Source organism: Legionella nigrisilvae, from assembly GCF_977063395.2.
This window is the reverse complement of the sequence record NZ_CDRUGZ020000011.1, coordinates 446,522-465,803: the sequence shown is the minus strand read 5'-3', so window position 1 is coordinate 465,803 and position 19,282 is coordinate 446,522. Positions and strand designations below refer to the sequence as shown.

The window sequence follows — 19,282 nt, the reverse complement described above, 5'->3', positions numbered from 1 at the left end:
CTAATTTTGGGGTTATAGCTCAGCTGGGAGAGCGCTTGCATGGCATGCAAGAGGTCGGCGGTTCGATCCCGCCTAGCTCCACCATCAACATCATTGATGTTGATGGGGAAAACGTTCAAGGTCCCCATCGTCTAGCGGCCTAGGACACTGCCCTTTCACGGCGGTAACAGGGGTTCGAACCCCCTTGGGGACGCCATTATTGGTGTTGTAGTTTAGTAGTAAGAAGTATAAAATATAAAGATCCAGGTCCCCATCGTCTAGCGGCCTAGGACACTGCCCTTTCACGGCGGTAACAGGGGTTCGAACCCCCTTGGGGACGCCACATTTATCATTCTATTGTTTCTTCTTTTATCCAATCATCGTGAAGATTTCCTAGAGGTATTGTCCACCTTTAATGAATGAGACACCCCCATAGATAATGATCATAATCTTTCGAATATTGTTCTTGTGTTAAATCCAAATAAGCGCTCATGCATCCTATAGGCATACTCATCTGTCATATTAGCCAGATAATCGCAAACGATTCGATAAGCCGTTGTTTCATCTTCGGCTTGTTTAAACAAAACTCTGTTTTTATTGTCTAATAAACTACCGGGATTGGAGCTGATGGCATCGAAGAGTCTTAATACCACGGTTTGGCCTCCATACTCAAAAGTACGGGCCTCTTGAGAATCGATGACATTATTATAGATGCATTGTTTTAAATAATTCAAAAGTGCATTTGCTTCAGGAGTAAGGGCTAAATTGTATTTAAGTAAATGATTTTCGAATTGTTCATTCGTGGTTATGATTTGGGTTGAAGTTATAAAATAATTAACCATTTCTCCGATGGTTTGTTTCCTTGAATAAAGATCTGCAGAAAAAAGAGACTCAATTAATTGATTTTGACGACCGGATAACAATGTATTGTTTAATAACTGTCGAAATTCAAGCGTATCTAGGTGTGTGGGATTGATGAGACGTAAATGGATCGCATCTTCAAGATCATGAACCCCATAAGCAATATCATCTGCGATGTCCATAATAGAACAATCAAAACTATGATAGGCCGATTTTCCTGTTTTTGTGCCCTGAGGCTTTTGCGACAGGGATTGAAATAATTCTTTATCACTATTGGAAAAAGGCGATAGCAACCAATCGATCTCGGGTTGCTCACAATCAAAATAAGCTTTGGGCGGTAGCCAATCATTAATCTTAATGGTTTTATGGATGGATTCATGAACTGGCGCTTGGTTGGGTGCAACAACCGTAGAGCGCTTCACTGGATATTTTAAAATGCCAAGCAGTGCACGTCGGGTTAAATCAAGACCATAGGTTCCATAGCTGCTTTCTACTTTAGTTAGCAATCTTAGTGTTTGGCCGTTAGCTTCAAATCCACCATAATCGCGCATCATATAATTTAGCGCTACTTCACCCCCATGACCAAAAGGTGGATGACCAATATCATGAAGTAAACAAATAACGGAGATTAGATCATCATTGGGTAACAAGCCAGCTAGGCTAATCTGCTTTTCTTGATTCATCAAGAGATTGTGGACAATACTTCGTCCTATAGAATCCACTTCCAGAGAATGGGTTAATCGAGTTCGATGAAAATCTCCTTCGTCAGTTCCTAAAATTTGTGTTTTTCTTTGCAGTCGTCTGAATGCAGGACAGTGAATCACTCGGGTTCGATCTCGTTCATAAGGATCTCGATGATCCAGATTTCCTCTTTGATTAGTTTGTCCCGAACGTCGATGTGTCCACATAAGTTTTTGGCCGTAGAAATGAAAAAATAATTACTGTAAGACAAAATTTGTTCTTTAACAACACAATTTTCTAAAGTTTTTTCTAAATATGTAGATACAGTTATCAAGAAGTGAATAATAAGAACAATAAACTAGGGGAAGAACAATGGATAAGAAAATAAACTTAGCACTTATGGTACTGTGTGCTTTTATTATGTCTTCTTGTACCAAGGATAGTGAATATCTCTCCTATCCCGCTTACTCATATACGGACATTACTGAACCCTATGCTATAAATAGCTACCGTATGGTAAATTATGATTATAAGTATCAACAAAGACGTGAAGTTAATATTCCCAATTCGTATCATGTTGGTGAATTACATTCTCCTGTTTCTTTTAAGGATAGAGATCAGAATTGGGTAAATAGCCAAAATCCACAAGGGTATACTATTGAGTTGACAGAGGGTGATAAGGCATCTCAAGTAGCGCAAGTCCTTTATAAAGCCCCCAAAAAAGATCGGATGGCTCAGATCAAATATGAGCGTGATGGCAAAACACGTTATAAGGGTGTGTATGGAACTTACGGTTCAGCGGAAGAAGCACAAAAGGCCCTAAGTACGTTACCACCTGAAATTAGGGGTAATGCCACAGTAATTAACTGGGGTAATGTACAACAATAAACCGAACAATTCACCGCAAATTAGGAGATATCTTAATTTGCGGTGAATTGAGGCTATGTTGTTTTAGAAGCGGAACTAATTAGAATCATTAAACGAGTTACGCCAGGGGTTTTTGAGCGGTCTGCTTCAAACTGCTTCACTGTAATTGCGTAACGTTGATTTAATTTTTCCAACCAAGCAATAAATAAGTTGAAAGCTACGGCATCAAACGTAAGTTGAATATCTCCTAAGCCAGTTTGTTGTAATTGATAAGGAAACTTCAGCGTAGGATCATTTTTTAGTTGGGTCGCTAGCGTCGTCAAGAGTTGACTGTTATCTACTGATTGTTTCTTTGTTTTTTTTAGTAGATGTTGTTGTTTTATTTTTTGCATCCATGCCAATGTGGCAGTTTTTTCTACGAGCTGAGTTGATTTTTGGGAGACCTTCAGGCTCAATGGGCTATATAAAAATAAATAATAAATATAGAGCAAAAGACAAAGTGTTGCTCCAATTAGCATCCATTTTTCCCTTTCATTAAGCGTACTTAAATAAGCTTTCACATTAACTCCAAGGTGGCGGCGACTTGTTGTTCGCGAGTTGATGCTTGAGTTTGTTTTACTTTGAGTTGCAGTTTTTTTAATTCATTTTCCAACTCTTCTAAACTGGCGAAATCCATGCTTATTATAGTTACAGATAAGGTTTTGTTTTGATATCGCAATTGCTCTACAGTATTACGATCATTCTTCATTACTTTAGCTAATTGATTGAGTAAAAACCAAAAACGATTTTGTTCCTCTGTGTTACTATTTTTTAAAAGCTGGGTGATGCGAAATTTAGGACTAATAATTTGTTTGGCATCGGGAAAAAACTCATGATAGATCACTGCAATTTGCTCATCAATTTTCTGAGTTTCTTTATTTAAGAGATGCAACTTGATTCCATTTACAACAAGTAGGGAAATTAACCAGATACAAAAAAGGAGGCCGACTAGCTGATAGCCTTTTTTAATTAAATCACTTTTATTCCCGTGTTGCATTTCTCCTTGGCAGAGATTCATCAATTTGACTTTTAATATCCGTTGAGCAATCCAGGTATATGATGATTCCTGGTTTATTGCAGATGATGTATCAACTTGCATTGCGCTGTCTGTAAAAAGTAAGGGTTGGTATTGTGGATGGCTCTTTAGATAGATATTAGCTAACTCTCCAGAAAGTGCACCTTTGAAGTCATCTGTATTGATGAGTAAAGTGGTTTCATTGATACATAGTTCCTGGGGTTCCAAGGCAAACCAATCTACAGTAATTGCAAAAAATTCAATATTTTGTTGATTGAATAATTCCATCAGATATCGAATTCGCTGTTTTCCTATGACAGTAACAAGATAGTGGTTGTTTTGATACCTAGCTTTATCGAAAGCGAAATGAAGCTCATCTACGGGTTGTGCTACCTTTTCTTCCAAAGCATAAGGAATTGCGGTTCTTGCTTTTCTTTCAGGAAGCCATGAAAACTCCAGATCAAGAAGACTAACTTGCTCACAAGTTTCGATCACTAAAGTTCTGCAATCCGTTTGCAATGATTTAATTTCTGCAAAACTTCGTTGTGAGGGTGGGAGAGTTAATGTCCCACCTTCATTTAATTGAAGACAAAAACATCCGGTTTCATCAAGATGTTTAGTAAAGAGAAAAAGAGTATCCATTCCTAAGCATATGCTCTAAGTTTTTTTTTATTCATTACGGTCCACTGCTGCTTCAATTGTTGTGCTAAAAGATAAACTACTAGCGCATATTGAGGACTGGAATTGTATCGGGTTATAACAAAGAAGTTAGGATAAGCTATCCAATATTCATTTCCTTCTGCAGTAACCAATTCAATCAATGCTGCGCGCGAGGGGTGGTTATGCGCGGCGGTTATTGGTTTGACTCCATGCGCAAGGAGCTGTGAATAGTAATAATTGGGTCTTTTAGGATTCATTTGAATACGTTTATGCAGTGAACCCACCAATTTAGCATTCTGCGCTACCCCATCATTGGTTTTCCAACCATGTTGGTGGAAGTAATTCGCGATGCTCCCTATAGAATCCGCATTATTAGAAACGAGATCGCGCTTGCCTGTGTTATTAAAATCAACAGCAAAATTACGGTAACTGCTTGGCATAAATTGGGGTTGCCCTATAGCTCCCGCATAAGATCCCTTATATTGAGTTGCAGGAACTCCATGTTCACGACATAAAAGCAGATACTCTTTTAATTCTTTAGTGAAGTAGGGCGAGCGTTTGGGGTAGTTGAACGCCAAGGTAGCCAAAGCATCTAAAACCCGATGATCTCCTTGTCGTTCTCCATATAGTGTTTCTACGCCGAGAATTGCAATAATAATTTCTGGTGGAACACCATATTTTTTTTGTGCTCTATCTAAAGCCTCTCTATTAGCAACCCAATAGTCCAATCCACCTTTTAAACGTGCTGGGGTGAGAAACAAATCTCTGTAAACATCCCAGTTTTTCTTCTCATAAGGTTTTTCCATGGATTCAATAATATCAGGCTGGATGACGACTTGATTCATTATTTCTGTAAGCTCTTTAGCAGTAAAGTGGTGCTCTTTGACCATACTTTTAATAAAAAGCTGTACATCTTTTCTTTTAGTAAATGCGGTATCTGAATAAGTTGAGAATGAAAAAATTAGCAATATTATTGCCATGAACCCCAAACTTGGTTTTCGTCGCATAGCGCATCCTAATAAAAATGAAATGATAAATTTTATTAAAAATGCACTATATTAGCAAATACTTTAAGGTCGCGCATATTTAAGCTAGAATGCGCTATTTGGAAAAAGGTTATTTCAGTTGAGTGATTTAAAGCGAATTCGTAATTTTTCAATTATTGCCCATATTGATCATGGTAAATCTACTTTGGCAGATCGATTTATCCAAATTTGTGGTGGTTTATCCGAACGTGAAATGAGTGCTCAAGTACTTGACTCTATGGATATAGAACGAGAGCGAGGCATCACGATTAAAGCACAGTGTGTTTCTCTGAATTACACGGCTAAAGACGGTAAAAACTATCTCTTGAATTTTATTGATACTCCTGGACATGTGGATTTCAGTTATGAAGTATCCCGCTCTTTAGCTGCCTGTGAGGGTGCGATACTTGTTGTTGACGCAGCACAGGGTGTAGAAGCTCAGACGGTTGCTGTTTGTTACACCGCTATTGATCAATCATTATCAGTTTTGCCGGTCCTTAACAAAATCGATTTACCACAAGCTGAACCTGAACGCGTTATCTCAGAAATCGAAGACATCATTGGTCTTGATGCACATGATGCAATAAGAGTTAGTGCTAAAAGTGGTTTAGGGGTGGACGATGTGCTTGAAGCTTTAGTAACGCGTATTCCTCCACCAGAAGGTGATATTAATGCACCGTTACAAGCTTTAATTATTGATTCATGGTTTGATAGCTATCTTGGTGTTGTTTCCTTAGTACGTATTGTTAATGGTTCAATCCGTAAAGGGGATAAGATGAGAGTAATGTCTACAGGACGTTCCTACGAAGTCGACCAAGTAGGCATATTCACTCCTAAGCGCACGAGATTGGATGTATTAAATGCTGGCGAAGTAGGGTATTTGGTAGCAGGAATTAAAGAAATTCAAGGTGCTCCTGTTGGTGATACACTTACTTTAGAAAAAACTCCAGCGGATAAACAACTTCCTGGATTTCAACGTGTGAAACCCCAAGTTTATGCAGGTCTATTTCCTATCAGTTCCGATGATTTCGAAGCATTCCGCGAAGCTTTAGCTAAATTAAGCTTAAATGATGCGTCCTTATTTTATGAACCTGAATCTTCAGAAGCATTGGGTTTTGGTTTTCGATGCGGCTTCTTGGGCATGTTGCATATGGAAATTGTACAAGAGCGTTTAGAACGAGAATATAACCTGGACTTAATCTCTACTGCGCCTACTGTGGTTTATCAAATTTTGACCCACAAAGGCGAGACGATGCTGATTGATAATCCCTCTCTATTGCCTCCATTGCCACAAATTAAAGAAATGTATGAGCCTATTGTTAGGGCAAACATACTGGTACCGCAGGACTTTCTGGGTTCAATAATTACCTTGTGTGTTGAGCGACGCGGGATACAAGTCAATATGACTTACAGTGGTCGTCAAGTTTCTGTAACTTATGATATTCCTATGAGTGAAGTGGTTTCGGACTTCTTTGATCGATTAAAATCAGTTAGCCGTGGATATGCATCACTTGATTATAATTTTTTACGGTTTCAAGAAGCTGATTTAGTTAAAATGGACATTTTAATTAATAGCGAACGTGTAGATGCGCTTTCAGTTATTGTTCATCGTTCTTCAGCACATAGTCGTGGGAAATTAATCGCTGAAAAAATGCGTGACTTAATTCCTCGACAAATGTTTGATGTGGCTATTCAAGCCGCATTAGGAAGCCATATTATTGCCAGACAAACAGTAAAAGCATTACGTAAAAACGTTACTGCAAAATGTTATGGTGGAGATGTGACTCGAAAACGAAAGTTGTTGGAAAAACAAAAAGCAGGGAAAAAACGTATGAAACAGGTCGGACACGTGGAAATACCACAAGAAGCGTTTATGGCGGTTTTCCAAACAGATAAAAAGAAATAGTACAAGAGCAAACACAATGCTGTTGGATGTATTATTACGAAACTAAGTTTAGGATATAATTTATGAATTTTGCTTTAATATTGGTTGTCCTATCGTTCATCAGCGGTTTTATTTATCTTTTAGATATTCTCTTTTGGGCAAGAAAACGTGCTGAGGACCAAAAACCAAATCGTATTATTGAATATTCACGATCGTTTTTTCCTGTATTTTTCATTGTATTAATTTTACGCTCATTTTTAATTGAACCGTTCCGTATCCCATCTGGTTCATTGGAACCGACATTATTGGTGGGTGATTTTGTAGCGGTTAATAAATTTATTTATGGATTAAGACTTCCGGTTTGGGAAAAGAAAGTGGTTTCGATTTCTGATCCTAAAACAGGAGAGGTTGCAGTATTTCGTTGGCCTCCTGATCCTTCTTATGATTACATCAAAAGGGTAATAGGAATACCTGGCGATAAAATTAGTTATCATAATAAAGTGCTAACAATTAATGGAAAAAAAGCAGAACAGACTTTTCTTGAGTACACTATTGATGAAAGTTCAGGGAAAGCAGTAGCAAAATATCAAGAAGATTTGAATGGTACAATACATAATATTTTTGTTAGAACGGATGTTCCAGCTGTAGATTTTGATATCGTGGTTCCCGAGGGGAATTATTTTATGATGGGTGATAATCGCGATGACAGTGCAGATAGCCGGTTCTGGGGATTTGTACCGGAATCCTATCTCCGAGGTAAAGCATTTTTAGTTTGGATGAGTTGGAATGGTAAAACAGATAACGTTCGTTGGTCTAGAATAGGAAAATTGATTCCGTAAGTATGCGGTATCTTTGATAATCTGAGCAAAAACACTCACTTAAAATTGAAAGGAATAAGCAAATGCATAAACAAAAGGGAATGACTTTTATAGGGATGATACTTACTGTAGCGGTGATTGTTATGGCTGCAATCGTTGTAATGCGTGTTATTCCTGTTTATTTGCAGTATTACTCGGTTATCAAATCGATAAAAGGATTGAATACAATGTCTGTATCTTCACTAAGTGGTGATCCGATGGCAGATGTTAATGTTTTAAAGAGTACCGTAGATAAGCGCCTCAATATTAATGGGGTTGAGAGTCTAAAGGAAAATCAATTAATGATTGAGCCTATAGGGACGAATAAATTTAGAGTAAAAGTGAAATATCAAGTTATTAAGCCCCTAGTATATAATATAAGCTTATTATTTGATTTTGATCACACTGAAGAGGTTGTAGCAGGCAGTGAAAGTTGATTTAGAAAGGTTATGCAGGCGATTAAATTATCAATTTAATAATATTGCCTATCTTAAGCAAGCTTTAACGCATTGTAGTGTAGGAAGTGTAAACTATGAGCGTTTTGAATTTCTTGGAGATTCAATTTTAAGCTTTGTAATTGCCAATGAATTGTTTCATCGTTTTCCTTTACAAAGTGAAGGCCAATTAAGCCGCTTGCGTTCATTTTTAGTGCGGGGCGAGATGCTGGGTGAATTGGCTAAAGAAATTGAGCTAGGTGATTTCCTTTTTCTTGGACAAGGTGAGTTGAAGAGCGGCGGTTTTCGCAGGGCCTCGATTCTTTCAGATGCTATGGAAGCTGTTTTTGCAGCAATATTTCTAGACGGGGGGATAGAGGCTTCAAAAGAGGTAATATTAAAATTATATCGCTCTAGACTTGAAGATTCTAATTTGAACGATTGTTTAAAAGATGCCAAAACTCAATTGCAAGAGTATTTGCAAGCTGAAAAAATGGCTCTTCCAGAGTACACGTTGACTAAGGTGGAAGGTGATGAGCACAATCAAATATTCTACATAACTTGTACAGTAATGGGAACAAAACAACAAACTTTTGGCGAAGGCTCTAACCGTAGAAAAGCAGAACAGTTAGCTGCAAAGTTAATGTTGGAACTATTGCGTTCCCCCAAATCACTGTAATATTTGGATTGTTTAACGCATGAGGCGCTCCCTATATTAGATAAGGTTCACTTTATGTTTACTTTGCTCTGCCTGTACTTAAGCTATGGCAATCGTAATCCTAAATTTTGTTTTAAATGATCTTAAAAAAGAATTCAAGAAACTTGATATGATGATGTATATCTGACACCTTATCTTAAGGATTATTTAGGTAAATAGGGAATTAATTGTGCACATTAAACTGAAATCAATAAAAATAAAGTTCAACACGCTTATCCTTCTTTTGATGTGCTTACTATCTGCTTCTTCCCACGCAACGAAATTATTGCATCAGGACTTGCTCAATGTCATGCATCAACCGCGTTATCAAAATGCACAATGGTGGATTGAAGTTAAAGATTTGAATACCCAAGAAATGGTTTATCAATTAAATGGCAACCAATTATTAATGCCTGCCTCTGTAACTAAATTATTCTCTTCTGCAGCTGCGTTGAATGTTTTAGGTGACGACTACCGTTTTAAAACACCAGTATATTTTATGGGACATCAAGAGAACAACATCTTAAATGGCAACCTTATTCTTGTTGGTAAAGGGGATTTAGAATTAGGCGGCCGTGTTCATGAGGACAAACTCACTTTTGGATACATCGATCATATTTATGCAAATGAGTTACCTGGAGCAGGTATGGTTCCAGAAAACCCACTGAATGGATTAATTAACCTTGCTCAACAAATTAAAGCCAAAGGTATTACACAAATTAATGGTGATGTATTAGTAGATAACCGTTTATTCAAAACAGAACATTTACGCAATTACATTATTTCCCCGATCATGATTAATGAAAACTTGTTCGATTTTCAAATTAAACCGACCATTGTAGGCAAGAAAGCATCAATAAAATGGCGCCCACAAGCTCCAGGTTATTCTATCGATAACCAGGTTATAACGGTTCGTGATGGGGAAAAAACTGATATCAAAATTTCAAGTAAAAATAGTGACACTGTTTTGGTCATAAAAGGACAAATTGCTGCCAATTCCGGAGAGCTATTGAGAGTAGCACCTATTCTTAAACCCGCTCTTTTTGCCAAGCAAGCATTTATTGCGGCATTAAAACAACAAGGGATTATTGTTCATCTTGATAATAAAAGTAGTCAGCTACCCAATGCTGAAACCTATAAGCAGCTTACTCCAATTGCGCAATATATTTCTCCACCATTTTCTGAATATATTAAAATTATTTTAAAATTAAGTCATAACATAGGCGCTGATTTACTACCGCTTATATTAGCCGAACACTATAAAGAAACATCATTTGCTCAAGGTTTGCCTCATATTGCAAAATTTTTACTTGATAAAGTAGGATTAAATAAAAATGAGTTTGTATTCGGTGATGGTGCTGGTGGGGATACAAACAGGCTTCTTCCCAAGGCTGCTATTAAATTATTAACTTATATGCATAAGCTGCCTGGACCTCAATTTAAAGCCTTCTATGATGGATTACCTATACTTGGTGTGGATGGTAGTCTTGCGAAAGCAGCCCAGAATATTCCTGCGGTCGGAAAGATTCATGGGAAAACAGGTACCTCGTTATCCTATGACTTTGCGAACCAACGGTTTTATTCCTTTTCAGAAGTATTATCAGGATATATTAACGCGAAGAATGGGCATTTACTTGCCTTTATTATTGCAGTCTCTAATACGCCTTTGGAATCTCTAAATGACGCTTTCCTAATTCAAAAAGATGTTAGCCAGGTCGCCGTTGAAATTTATAACCACTCATAATTTATCATTCTGGCTACTCTTAAGACCCATCTAGACAAAGGGTAGGGTAGCTGGAAATAAAAAATCTAGCCAAAGCGAAAGCTGGGAACCTCAGTTCCATACTCTGGTAATGGTTCGCCATGTACCTCATCAACGGCTTCTTTAGTCAATTTACACACGCAAACGTTAACATGATCCGAAAAATTGGAATTTAGATCCCCATTCAGATAGTTCACTGTGTTAACTTTATCCCAGCCCTTAACTTTTTGGAGAAAATCCTCCCTCTTTTCTAACTGAACAAAAACCTGTCTGTCGGGATCAATAAGATATGCTTTATCATTATCGCTTGCATAGATGATGTAGGTATGATCTAAATCCTTATCTTTTTCTTCACTGGTGCTTTCCAGACTGACTAACATTAGTTCACCTTTTTTTAATTCTTGTATTTTTTTGAAAAACTCCTCTAAATCATCGACTTCTTCACTGTCATGGACCTTATGTACTAACCCTTCTACAGGGTCATTTCCTTCATCGTATTCGGGTATTTCCTTTGGCTCCACGCCTTGTAATAATACCCGAGCCCCCTCAATAGCACACCACTGGCAATTTCCTTTGTTTTTAGGAATACCCTGGGCATTCAAGGGATTGATTTTTTTGAGTTTCTCGAGTAGTTTCGCTTCCATTTTAGCCTCAATTTAATACCATATGGTTAAATTATAGGCTATAAAAAATAATTTCAGCTGTAATAAAAAATCAAAGGCTTTAAAAAGAAAAATATCCGGAGCCAACGATTTACTTGTCCAGCGAGTCAGTATAGGTATTTATTTATCCCGTATTACAAGGAGCTACACAGGCATAGTTAAATTAAACCTTCTAAGCTGCTACTAATTTCTAACCATTCTTCTTCAGCATTATTTAAAGAAGTATGTGAATCAGTACGTTTTTGCAGTAACTGATTGAGTTTACTTTGTTGGGAACTGTCCTCATAAAGACTGGCATCGCCAAGCAGTATATCCAGTTTGGAAAGTTCATTTTGATATTGTTCAATCAATTGTTCCAATTTTTTGAGACGATTTTGTAACGTTTTCTTTTCTTTATAATCAGTTGTGGGGGCAGTTATTGTATTTTCTTTGTTTGAATCTTTAGTTTGAAGCCAGGAATAATAATCATCTAAGTCCCCTTCAAAAGGTTGAACTTTTTGCTGATAAACAAGATAGAAATTATCTACACTCGTTTTCAGCATATGACGATCATGAGAAATCAAAATTAATGCGCCTTCATAACTCTGTAATGCGAGCTCGATAGCTGAGCGCATCCCCAGATCCAAATGGTTTGTCGGTTCATCAAGAAGAAGTAAATTAGGCTTAAGCCACACAAGTTTGGCCAAAGCCAGGCGTGCTTTTTCACCCCCGGAAAAATGGGTAATAGGCTGAACAGCCATATCCCCAGCAAAATTGAAGCCACCTAAAAAATCACGAATAGTTTGTTCACGTGTTTCTGGAGATAGAGCTTGGATCGTTTCCACTGGACTTAAATTGCAATCAAGCTGTTCTAATTGATGTTGTGCGTAATAGCCAATTTTCAAATGAGCTGAACGATGAATAGTTCCATTCAAAGGAGTTAAGGAACCAGTTAAAGTCTTAACTAATGTTGATTTTCCTTCGCCATTTGGACCAAGTAAAGCGATTCGGTCACCTGGATTGAGTGAAAGATTAATTCTCTTTAATATCGTTTTTTCTGATTGATATCCTGCATCAACCATAGTGCATTGTATCAATGGGTTTCCTGCACGGGGACATTGAAAGAATTCAAAAGAAAAAGGTGAATCAACTTGGGCTGCTGCGATAATTTCCATTTTTTCTATAGCTTTAAGACGTCCTTGCGCTTGTTTTGCTTTAGTTGCTTTTGCTCTAAAACGATTTACAAATGACATCATATGATTAATTTTAGTTTGTTGCTTTTCATACATCGTTTGTTGTAAGGCCAATTGTTGTGCGTGTGTTTTTTCAAAACAACTGTAATTGCCGCCATAAAGCGATAGATCTTGTTTTTCAATATGTAAAATGTGAGTGACGAAGGCATCAAGAAATTCTCGGTCATGAGAAATAAGAATAATAGTACTGGGGCTTTGTTTTAAAAAGCGTTCTAGCCAAAAAATGGCTTCCATATCCAAATGGTTAGTAGGCTCATCTAACAAAAGTAAATCCGCCGGCTTCATTAAACACCGTGCTAGACTTAAGCGCATTCGCCACCCTCCGGAAAAGCTATTTACGCAAGACTTTTGCTGTGCACTACTAAAACCAAGACCAGACAAAATTGTAGCTGCTTGAGCGGGTTTACTGTAGCCGCCTGAATGGCTTAATTCCTCATGACACGCTAACACTTCAGCATCGTTACCCGTTTCTTCAGCTTTTTGTAAGCGTTGAAGCAAATTCATATAACCATCATCGCCGCCTAGGACAAAATCTAATGCTTGTTCATCACTGTCAGGTAATTGCTGAGATAAGTGGCTGATGCTCAGTTGAGGGTTAATTAAAAACTCACCTGTATCGGGAGCTAATTTTCCTAATAAAAAATCGAATAATGTTGATTTTCCGCAGCCGTTATGGCCAATAAGACCTATCTTTTGTTTTTCATAAAGGGTGACATTGACTTGATCCAATAAAACTTTATTGCCACGACTTAGAGTAATTTGACGAAGAGTAAGCATGATAAATCTTTAGCCATAAATTGAGTAGGTACAAAATTAAGAATTCATAGCAAAACTTGGTCACCTCTGTTGTATCTAAATCTACATATCTCTGAAAAAAAGTAAAAGTTGCTCTCGACAGTCTGCGACTTGTCTGCGCAATTCCAGAGGAACTGCGTTAGACGTAATAAGTCGCGAGGGCAGGGTGTAGATAATACGAAATAAAAGACAGATGCTCAATCCTCGCTATGAATCACGCATATTTTATGAATTTTAACACAAATACCTTTAACTTGGCTCAGGTTCTATAGTTTTTTTCCTTGCCGATTGATAACGAGCTTGCTTTTCAATGTCGATATATCGATCAGTTGTAGCGCTGGAACTATGGCCTGCATCATCGCGAACATGTTCACGGGGACGAATTTTCACATCTTCAGAGATTCCAGTATGTCTAAGCCAGTGGACCGTAGCTGCAGCCAAATTATCGGCTGCTTCTGTATATCCTTTTATCCGAAGTTGCTCACCCGCCAAGTCAAAGCATCGTTGAATAATTCTACGTATCGGGGCTGTATCACTCATGGGGCCGTTGCCACGAATTTTTGGAATAAGCGGACTATTATCCGCTGGGGAAGGAAGAGGGGATAACCCTAGAAAACATCGCCATCGCATTAAACTATCTAACATCGCATCACTTACCGCGATTTGGCGTTCTTTATTTCCTTTACCTACCGTGGTAAACCACCAGTGGCCGTTACTGTCTTTAGAGAAATCATTCATGCTGGGAATCCAGCGCTCACTTGCTGCGAGTTCCGAGATACGGAGATACATCCCAAATAACATACTGAGCATAAAACGAGTGCGTTCGTGTTTTAAGGGAGATTCTTCGGCTAGTGATTCAGCGGCTTCTAAAACGGCACGCCATTGCACCAGGCTAAGTCTCCGTATGGGGGCATTTTGTTGTCTCTTACGAATAAATTTGCTTTTTTGTCGAATGAGGGCAACTGGATTGGAAACCAGGTATTCTTCAGCGATTAGGAAATTAAATAAAGTACTTAAAATAGCGAAGATTTCTTGTATCGCTCCCTGAGATAAATTGAATTGGTCGATTTCAGGTTTATGGCCGCTTTTTAGTGCAGATTTACTAACTGTTACTACAAAAGGCCTCCATTCTTCATTGGGAATACGTCTCCCATCCCTTTCAATAAAACGCGGTACTTTTTTCAAACTAATCCAGGATTTGAGTGGGTTTTGACAAAAATGAATGTATTGTTCTATATCGTCACGTTTTAATTCTTTTAAGGTTGTTTTTTTAATTAACCAGGTCCATTGCAACAACCGTTCAGTTTCTCTTCGGTAACTATTGAATGTACCCTGGCTCCCCGTGTAGCTTTTTAGAAAATTCAAAGCATAGTTAAAATCCTGCTGAAAATGTAAATCAGGCAATATAGCGTGCTCATGATTTTTATGGAGATAATTTATGTTGTCAAATATAGGAAGTAGTTTAAATTTCATAAATTCATTAGGGAGTTAATATAATTCTCAATGCTAGCTGAAAAACGATGAAGATACGAGTAGGGCCAGCTTGAGATATTGTATGTGTGATTGGCTATATGGTTTAAAAAAAGCCTAGTTGTTCAAGCCAAATAAATAGCAAACACAAAAAAATTAAATTAATTAAAATTAAGTGATTTAAGATATTGACCTTGATGAAAGCACCTAGTATTATCTGCGCTCTGTCCTTGGGACGGGTTACGGGGTGTAGCGCAGTCTGGTAGCGCGCCTGCTTTGGGAGCAGGATGTCGGGGGTTCGAATCCCTCCACCCCGACCAAATTTGCGCCCGTAGCTCATCTGGATAGAGCATCGGCCTTCTAAGCCGAGGGTAGCAGGTTCGAATCCTGCCGGGCGTGCCAGCCCAGATTTTATTTATCATAAGAATTTCTGGTAAAAGTTTTTATGGTGAGCGTAGCTCAGTTGGTAGAGCCCCGGGTTGTGATCCCGGTTGTCGTGGGTTCGAGTCCCATCGTTCACCCCATTTGAGAAAGAAACAAATGGTTTATCGCTAAAGATTTATCTGAGTCTTTACAAGACCGAATTACTGATTGATAATCCAACCTGATTTGCGAAAGTGGCGGAATTGGTAGACGCACTGGATTTAGGTTCCAGCGGGGCGACCCGTGAGAGTTCGAGTCTCTCCTTTCGCACCATTATCATTATAAATTCCAAGAGGTGACATTAATGCAAGTTTCTGTTGAGACCCTAGAAGGTTTGGAACGTAAGGTAACAGTTTCTGTACCTGCGGAGAAAGTTGAGGAAGAAGTGAGCTTACGTCTCAAGAATCTTGCTCGCAAAGCTAAAATGGACGGTTTTCGTCCTGGTAAAGTACCCATGCATGTTGTTGTTAGTCGTTATTCTCAAAGTGTTCGTGAAGAGGTCGCTCGCGACATGGTACAATCAACTTTATTCGAAGCATTGCAAAAAAACGAATTGGTTCCAGCTGGGTATCCTTCTGTAGAGCCTGAACAAATTGAGCAAGGGAAAGACTTCAGATATTCTGCAAGATTTGAAGTAATGCCAGTATTCGAGATTGTTGAATTAAACCAAGCCATGGTTGAACTGGCACGTTCAGAAGTAACTGATAAAGATGTTGATAACATGCTGGATAAACTACGTGAGCAAAATAAAGAATGGCATGATGTATCTCGAGCTGTTAAAAAAGGCGACAAAGTAGTTATCGATTTCGAAGGGTTTCTAGACGATAAGCTTTTTGATGGCGGAAGTGCTAAGGGCCATGAATTAGTTATTGGCTCCGGATCAATGATTCCTGGATTTGAAGATGGGATTATCGGTAATAAGAAGGAAAAACCTTTTGATATCAAAGTAACCTTCCCAGAAGACTATGGTCATAAAGAATTAGCAGGTAAAGAAGCTGTATTCAAAATTACTATTCATAATGTAATGGAAGGAAAGCTTCCTGAGCTTAATGATGAATTCGCAGAGAAATTTAATATCAAGGAAGGTGGCGTAGAGGCACTCAAAAAAGATATTAAAGAGAATATGGCGCGTGAATTAGAGCGCCGGGTTAGTATGATGAATAGAGAAAAGTTGTTTGATAAATTAATGGAAGCTAATTCTATTGAGTTACCAACTGCTTTAATTGACAAAGAAATCGAACATTTGAAACATGATATGTATCATCGTCTTTTTGGACATGAGCATCATGATAACGAACAGATTCCTGATTTTCCTCGTGAATTGTTCGTTGAACAAGCAAAACGTCGTGTTCATCTTGGCTTACTCTTTTCCGAATATGTTAAAAAGCACCAAATCGTAGCGGATAAAGATAAAGTTAAGGAAGTGATTGAGCGATTTGCTAGTGCTTATGAAAATCCTGATGAGCTTCGTGCTTGGTATCAAAGCAGTAAAGAACATATGGCCGAAATTGAAGCACTGGTTATGGAAGAGATGGTTGCAGATAAAATTGCTGAGGATGCAAAAGTTAAATACAAGAATAAGGATTACGATTCAGTAATGAATCCTAAGCCAGAGACTGATGCAACTGAGAAAAAAGGAGAGTAATTATATGTCGGGCTATTCAGAGAACATAATTAGGAATGCCAGTGGATTAGTCCCAATGGTTATTGAACAAACCTCACGCGGTGAGCGTTCATATGATATTTACTCAAGATTATTGAAAGAGCGTATTATCTTTCTATTGGGTGAAGTTGAAGATCATATGGCTAATTTGGTGGTTGCTCAATTGTTGTTTCTTGAGTCTGAAAATCCTGAAAAAGATATTTCTCTTTACATCAATTCACCTGGAGGAGTAGTAACTGCAGGCTTGGCAATTTATGATACCATTCAGTTTATTAAACCAGATGTAAGTACATTATGTATAGGGCAAGCAGCAAGTGCTGCTGCCTTACTGCTTTGTGCTGGCGCAGAGGGTAAGAGATTCTGCTTACCAAACTCACGAGTAATGATTCACCAACCTTTAGGTGGTTATCGTGGTCAAGCAACTGACATCGAAATCCACGCTCGTGAAACTTTAGCTGTAAGAGAACGATTAAATACCATTATGGCAAAGCACACGAAAAAGACTCCTGACCAAATTATGCGCGATACAGAGCGTGATAATTTTATGAGTGCGACACAAGCTGTTGAATATGGCCTAGTTGATCAAGTGCTTTATGATCGTGAATCAGCAAGTAAAGTAGAGTAATTATTTACATTAAATTTAAAGACTGAACTATAATGTATCATCGCCCGGCTGTAACGAAGCGGAACCTGGGTTTGGGTTAAGGTTTTTCCGGTTCCGCTTCGCTGCACCCAGGCTAGGAATGCGAGGGGGCCTTTTTAGATTGATTCATTATTACCTCTTCGTATTCGCTTTGTTTTAAAAAATAGTGACAGTGGCATATCTTTTTCTGATTGACTAATATTTTACATATATTATCTATTTTTCCGATAATCGTTGTAAGAAGGGGTTTGGTTATGAGTAAATCCGGTAACGGAAGTGGCGATAAAGTTTTGTATTGTTCTTTTTGTGGAAAGAGCCAACATGAAGTAAAAAAATTGATTGCTGGTCCTTCTGTATTTGTATGTGATGAATGTGTTGAGTTATGCAACGATATTATTCGTGAAGAAACACACGAGTCTCATGAAGAAGCAGAAGTGCGCTTGCCATCACCTAAAGAAATTTCAACCTTCTTAGATGAGTACGTTATTGGGCAATCACATGCAAAAAAAGTCTTATCCGTAGCTGTATATAATCATTACAAGCGATTACAACATAAAAGTGAAGATGGGGTTGAGCTTGGAAAAAGTAATATTTTGCTCATCGGACCTACAGGCAGTGGAAAAACACTTTTAGCACAAACATTAGCTCGTATTCTCAATGTGCCCTTTGCTATGGCAGATGCAACTACACTTACTGAAGCTGGGTATGTAGGTGAAGACGTAGAAAACATTATTCAGAAGCTTCTACAAAAGTGTGATTATGATGTAGATAAAGCACAACATGGTATCGTTTACATTGATGAAATCGATAAGATATCACGCAAATCAGATAATCCTTCAATTACACGCGATGTTTCTGGAGAAGGTGTTCAACAAGCACTTTTAAAACTAATTGAAGGTACAATTGCTTCAGTCCCACCTCAAGGTGGTCGTAAGCACCCACAACAAGAATTCTTACAAGTGGATACTTCTAATATTTTATTTATTTGTGGGGGTGCGTTTGCTGGGCTAGAAAAAGTAATAAGAGAGCGTAGTGACAAGTCAGGCATTGGATTTTCTGCTCAATTAAAAAATAAAAAAGAAAACAATGATGAAATATCCAAGGTATTGAACCAAATGGAATCTGATGATTTGATTAAATATGGATTAATACCAGAGTTTGTTGGCCGATTGCCCGTGGTCGCCACCTTACAGGAACTGGATGAATCTGCTCTTATTGATATCTTAACTAATCCTAAAAATGCTTTGACTAAGCAATTCCAGTCTTTATTCAAAATGGAAGAGGTTGAGCTTGAATTTCGAGAAGAGGCATTGAATGCTATCGCTAAGAAAGCTCTTGAAAGAAAAATGGGTGCACGAGGTTTGCGTGCCATACTTGAAAATATTCTTTTAGACACCATGTATGAATTACCTTCTCTTGAAGGAGTAATTAAGGTTGTGGTTGATGAAAGTGCGGTGACTAGCTCATCTAAACCCATCCTTATTTATGAACAAGATGGGATGAAGAGTGCAGCCGGTGCCCAAGAGTAAAATTTTTGCTCTATCTCTCTCCTATCCATAAGATGGGAGAGAGGTTCTTAGAAACTTTCTTAATTATAACGCTTTGATTTCTTGCAATAACTCTCCCTTCCTT

At 38.1% G+C, this 19,282-nt stretch carries 16 protein-coding genes and 7 tRNA genes; 16 read left to right on the top strand and 7 right to left on the bottom strand.

The window, feature by feature from the left end:
- Positions 1 to 8 precede the first annotated feature (8 nt).
- The 3 genes from ACWTE2_RS02165 to ACWTE2_RS02155 all read left to right on the top strand — a co-directional run bounded on the left by ACWTE2_RS02165 (position 9) and on the right by ACWTE2_RS02155 (position 322).
- A tRNA-Ala gene (locus tag ACWTE2_RS02165) sits at positions 9 to 84 on the top strand.
- Between the two features lie 36 nt (positions 85 to 120).
- A tRNA-Glu gene (locus ACWTE2_RS02160) sits at positions 121 to 196 on the top strand.
- Between the two features lie 50 nt (positions 197 to 246).
- A tRNA-Glu gene (locus tag ACWTE2_RS02155) sits at positions 247 to 322 on the top strand.
- A 100-nt stretch (positions 323 to 422) separates the two neighbouring features.
- Here the strand turns inward: ACWTE2_RS02155 and ACWTE2_RS02150 are convergent.
- Entirely contained in the window at positions 423 to 1,748 is a 1,326-nt protein-coding gene (locus ACWTE2_RS02150; protein WP_454783950.1) for an anti-phage deoxyguanosine triphosphatase, read from the bottom strand.
- A 145-nt stretch (positions 1,749 to 1,893) separates the two neighbouring features.
- Between ACWTE2_RS02150 and ACWTE2_RS02145 the strand changes: the two genes are divergently transcribed.
- Entirely contained in the window at positions 1,894 to 2,409 is a 516-nt protein-coding gene (locus ACWTE2_RS02145) for an SPOR domain-containing protein (protein ID WP_454783949.1), read from the top strand.
- Positions 2,410 to 2,462: 53 nt separating this feature from the next.
- Here ACWTE2_RS02145 and lspM read toward each other — a convergent pair whose 3' ends face one another.
- The 3 genes from lspM to mltB are packed head-to-tail and all read right to left on the bottom strand — an operon-like array spanning position 2,463 to position 5,109.
- Positions 2,463 to 2,948, bottom strand: coding sequence for a GspM family type II secretion system protein LspM (gene lspM / locus ACWTE2_RS02140; RefSeq protein ID WP_454783948.1), 486 nt, complete (start codon positions 2,946 to 2,948; stop codon positions 2,463 to 2,465).
- Positions 2,945 to 4,084: a type II secretion system protein GspL gene (gene gspL / locus ACWTE2_RS02135; protein ID WP_454783947.1), complete on the bottom strand. Its 1,140-nt coding sequence runs from the start codon at positions 4,082 to 4,084 to the stop codon at positions 2,945 to 2,947. Before gspL ends, lspM begins: the two co-directional genes overlap by 4 nt.
- Before the next feature lie 2 nt (positions 4,085 to 4,086).
- The gene (gene mltB, locus ACWTE2_RS02130) at positions 4,087 to 5,109 is read right to left on the bottom strand and encodes a lytic murein transglycosylase B (RefSeq protein WP_454783946.1); all 1,023 of its coding nucleotides are present in this window, start codon (positions 5,107 to 5,109) and stop codon (positions 4,087 to 4,089) included.
- A gap of 118 nt (positions 5,110 to 5,227) precedes the next feature.
- Here mltB and lepA point away from each other — a divergent pair, with 118 nt between their 5' ends.
- The 5 genes from lepA (at position 5,228) to dacB (ending at position 10,744) form a co-directional block, all read left to right on the top strand.
- A complete protein-coding gene (gene lepA / locus ACWTE2_RS02125) occupies positions 5,228 to 7,033 on the top strand; it encodes a translation elongation factor 4 (protein ID WP_182390922.1) in 1,806 nt (601 codons plus the stop codon).
- Positions 7,034 to 7,095: 62 nt separating this feature from the next.
- The gene (gene lepB / locus ACWTE2_RS02120; RefSeq protein ID WP_454783945.1) at positions 7,096 to 7,851 is read left to right on the top strand and encodes a signal peptidase I; all 756 of its coding nucleotides are present in this window, start codon (positions 7,096 to 7,098) and stop codon (positions 7,849 to 7,851) included.
- 62 nt (positions 7,852 to 7,913) lie between these two features.
- Positions 7,914 to 8,306, top strand: coding sequence for a DUF4845 domain-containing protein (locus tag ACWTE2_RS02115; RefSeq protein ID WP_182390920.1), 393 nt, complete (start codon positions 7,914 to 7,916; stop codon positions 8,304 to 8,306).
- Positions 8,296 to 8,982 (top strand): ribonuclease III, encoded by a 687-nt coding sequence (gene rnc / locus ACWTE2_RS02110; protein ID WP_454783944.1) that lies wholly within the window; start codon positions 8,296 to 8,298, stop codon positions 8,980 to 8,982. Before ACWTE2_RS02115 ends, rnc begins: the two co-directional genes overlap by 11 nt.
- Positions 8,983 to 9,190: 208 nt before the next feature.
- A complete protein-coding gene (dacB, locus tag ACWTE2_RS02105; protein ID WP_454783943.1) occupies positions 9,191 to 10,744 on the top strand; it encodes a D-alanyl-D-alanine carboxypeptidase/D-alanyl-D-alanine endopeptidase in 1,554 nt (517 codons plus the stop codon).
- Between the two features lie 65 nt (positions 10,745 to 10,809).
- On the opposite strand, the gene ACWTE2_RS02100 is transcribed toward dacB, so the two are convergent.
- The 3 genes from ACWTE2_RS02100 to ACWTE2_RS02090 all read right to left on the bottom strand — a co-directional run bounded on the left by ACWTE2_RS02100 (position 10,810) and on the right by ACWTE2_RS02090 (position 14,924).
- Positions 10,810 to 11,406: a hypothetical protein gene (locus ACWTE2_RS02100; RefSeq protein ID WP_454783942.1), complete on the bottom strand. Its 597-nt coding sequence runs from the start codon at positions 11,404 to 11,406 to the stop codon at positions 10,810 to 10,812.
- A 176-nt stretch (positions 11,407 to 11,582) separates the two neighbouring features.
- Positions 11,583 to 13,433 carry an ABC-F family ATP-binding cassette domain-containing protein gene (locus ACWTE2_RS02095; protein WP_454783941.1) on the bottom strand — a complete coding sequence of 617 codons (1,851 nt, stop codon included), beginning with the start codon at positions 13,431 to 13,433 and terminating at the stop codon, positions 11,583 to 11,585.
- Between the two features lie 267 nt (positions 13,434 to 13,700).
- Entirely contained in the window at positions 13,701 to 14,924 is a 1,224-nt protein-coding gene (locus ACWTE2_RS02090) for a tyrosine-type recombinase/integrase (RefSeq protein ID WP_454783940.1), read from the bottom strand.
- Positions 14,925 to 15,164: 240 nt separating this feature from the next.
- On the opposite strand from ACWTE2_RS02090, the gene ACWTE2_RS02085 reads away from it, so the two are divergent.
- The 7 genes from ACWTE2_RS02085 to clpX all read left to right on the top strand — a co-directional run bounded on the left by ACWTE2_RS02085 (position 15,165) and on the right by clpX (position 19,179).
- A tRNA-Pro gene (locus ACWTE2_RS02085) sits at positions 15,165 to 15,241 on the top strand.
- A gap of 5 nt (positions 15,242 to 15,246) precedes the next feature.
- Positions 15,247 to 15,323, top strand: a tRNA-Arg gene (locus ACWTE2_RS02080).
- A 46-nt stretch (positions 15,324 to 15,369) separates the two neighbouring features.
- Positions 15,370 to 15,445: transfer RNA gene (locus tag ACWTE2_RS02075), tRNA-His, on the top strand.
- 87 nt (positions 15,446 to 15,532) lie between these two features.
- Positions 15,533 to 15,617 (top strand) — tRNA-Leu (locus ACWTE2_RS02070).
- A 31-nt stretch (positions 15,618 to 15,648) separates the two neighbouring features.
- Positions 15,649 to 16,989, top strand: a complete 1,341-nt coding sequence (tig, locus tag ACWTE2_RS02065) for a trigger factor (RefSeq protein WP_454783939.1) — start codon at positions 15,649 to 15,651, stop codon at positions 16,987 to 16,989.
- A gap of 4 nt (positions 16,990 to 16,993) precedes the next feature.
- Positions 16,994 to 17,632: an ATP-dependent Clp endopeptidase proteolytic subunit ClpP gene (gene clpP / locus ACWTE2_RS02060; protein WP_454783938.1), complete on the top strand. Its 639-nt coding sequence runs from the start codon at positions 16,994 to 16,996 to the stop codon at positions 17,630 to 17,632.
- Between the two features lie 272 nt (positions 17,633 to 17,904).
- Positions 17,905 to 19,179 (top strand): ATP-dependent Clp protease ATP-binding subunit ClpX, encoded by a 1,275-nt coding sequence (gene clpX / locus ACWTE2_RS02055; protein ID WP_454783937.1) that lies wholly within the window; start codon positions 17,905 to 17,907, stop codon positions 19,177 to 19,179.
- The last annotated feature ends 103 nt before the right edge of the window (positions 19,180 to 19,282 follow it).

Excerpts from the sequence above, each read along its gene's own strand:
- ACWTE2_RS02115 (WP_182390920.1), top strand. The coding sequence starts at position 7,914 with ATGCATAAACAAAAGGGAATGACTTTTATAGGGATGATACTTACTGTA.
- ACWTE2_RS02100 (WP_454783942.1), bottom strand. The coding sequence starts at position 11,406 with ATGGAAGCGAAACTACTCGAGAAACTCAAAAAAATCAATCCCTTGAAT.
- lepB (WP_454783945.1), top strand. The coding sequence starts at position 7,096 with ATGAATTTTGCTTTAATATTGGTTGTCCTATCGTTCATCAGCGGTTTT.
- gspL (WP_454783947.1), bottom strand. The coding sequence starts at position 4,084 with ATGGATACTCTTTTTCTCTTTACTAAACATCTTGATGAAACCGGATGT.
- mltB (WP_454783946.1), bottom strand. The coding sequence starts at position 5,109 with ATGCGACGAAAACCAAGTTTGGGGTTCATGGCAATAATATTGCTAATT.
- ACWTE2_RS02150 (WP_454783950.1), bottom strand. The coding sequence starts at position 1,748 with ATGTGGACACATCGACGTTCGGGACAAACTAATCAAAGAGGAAATCTG.
- clpP (WP_454783938.1), top strand. The coding sequence starts at position 16,994 with ATGTCGGGCTATTCAGAGAACATAATTAGGAATGCCAGTGGATTAGTC.
- ACWTE2_RS02090 (WP_454783940.1), bottom strand. The coding sequence starts at position 14,924 with ATGAAATTTAAACTACTTCCTATATTTGACAACATAAATTATCTCCAT.
- clpX (WP_454783937.1), top strand. The coding sequence starts at position 17,905 with ATGAGTAAATCCGGTAACGGAAGTGGCGATAAAGTTTTGTATTGTTCT.
- ACWTE2_RS02095 (WP_454783941.1), bottom strand. The coding sequence starts at position 13,433 with ATGCTTACTCTTCGTCAAATTACTCTAAGTCGTGGCAATAAAGTTTTA.
- ACWTE2_RS02145 (WP_454783949.1), top strand. The coding sequence starts at position 1,894 with ATGGATAAGAAAATAAACTTAGCACTTATGGTACTGTGTGCTTTTATT.
- tig (WP_454783939.1), top strand. The coding sequence starts at position 15,649 with ATGCAAGTTTCTGTTGAGACCCTAGAAGGTTTGGAACGTAAGGTAACA.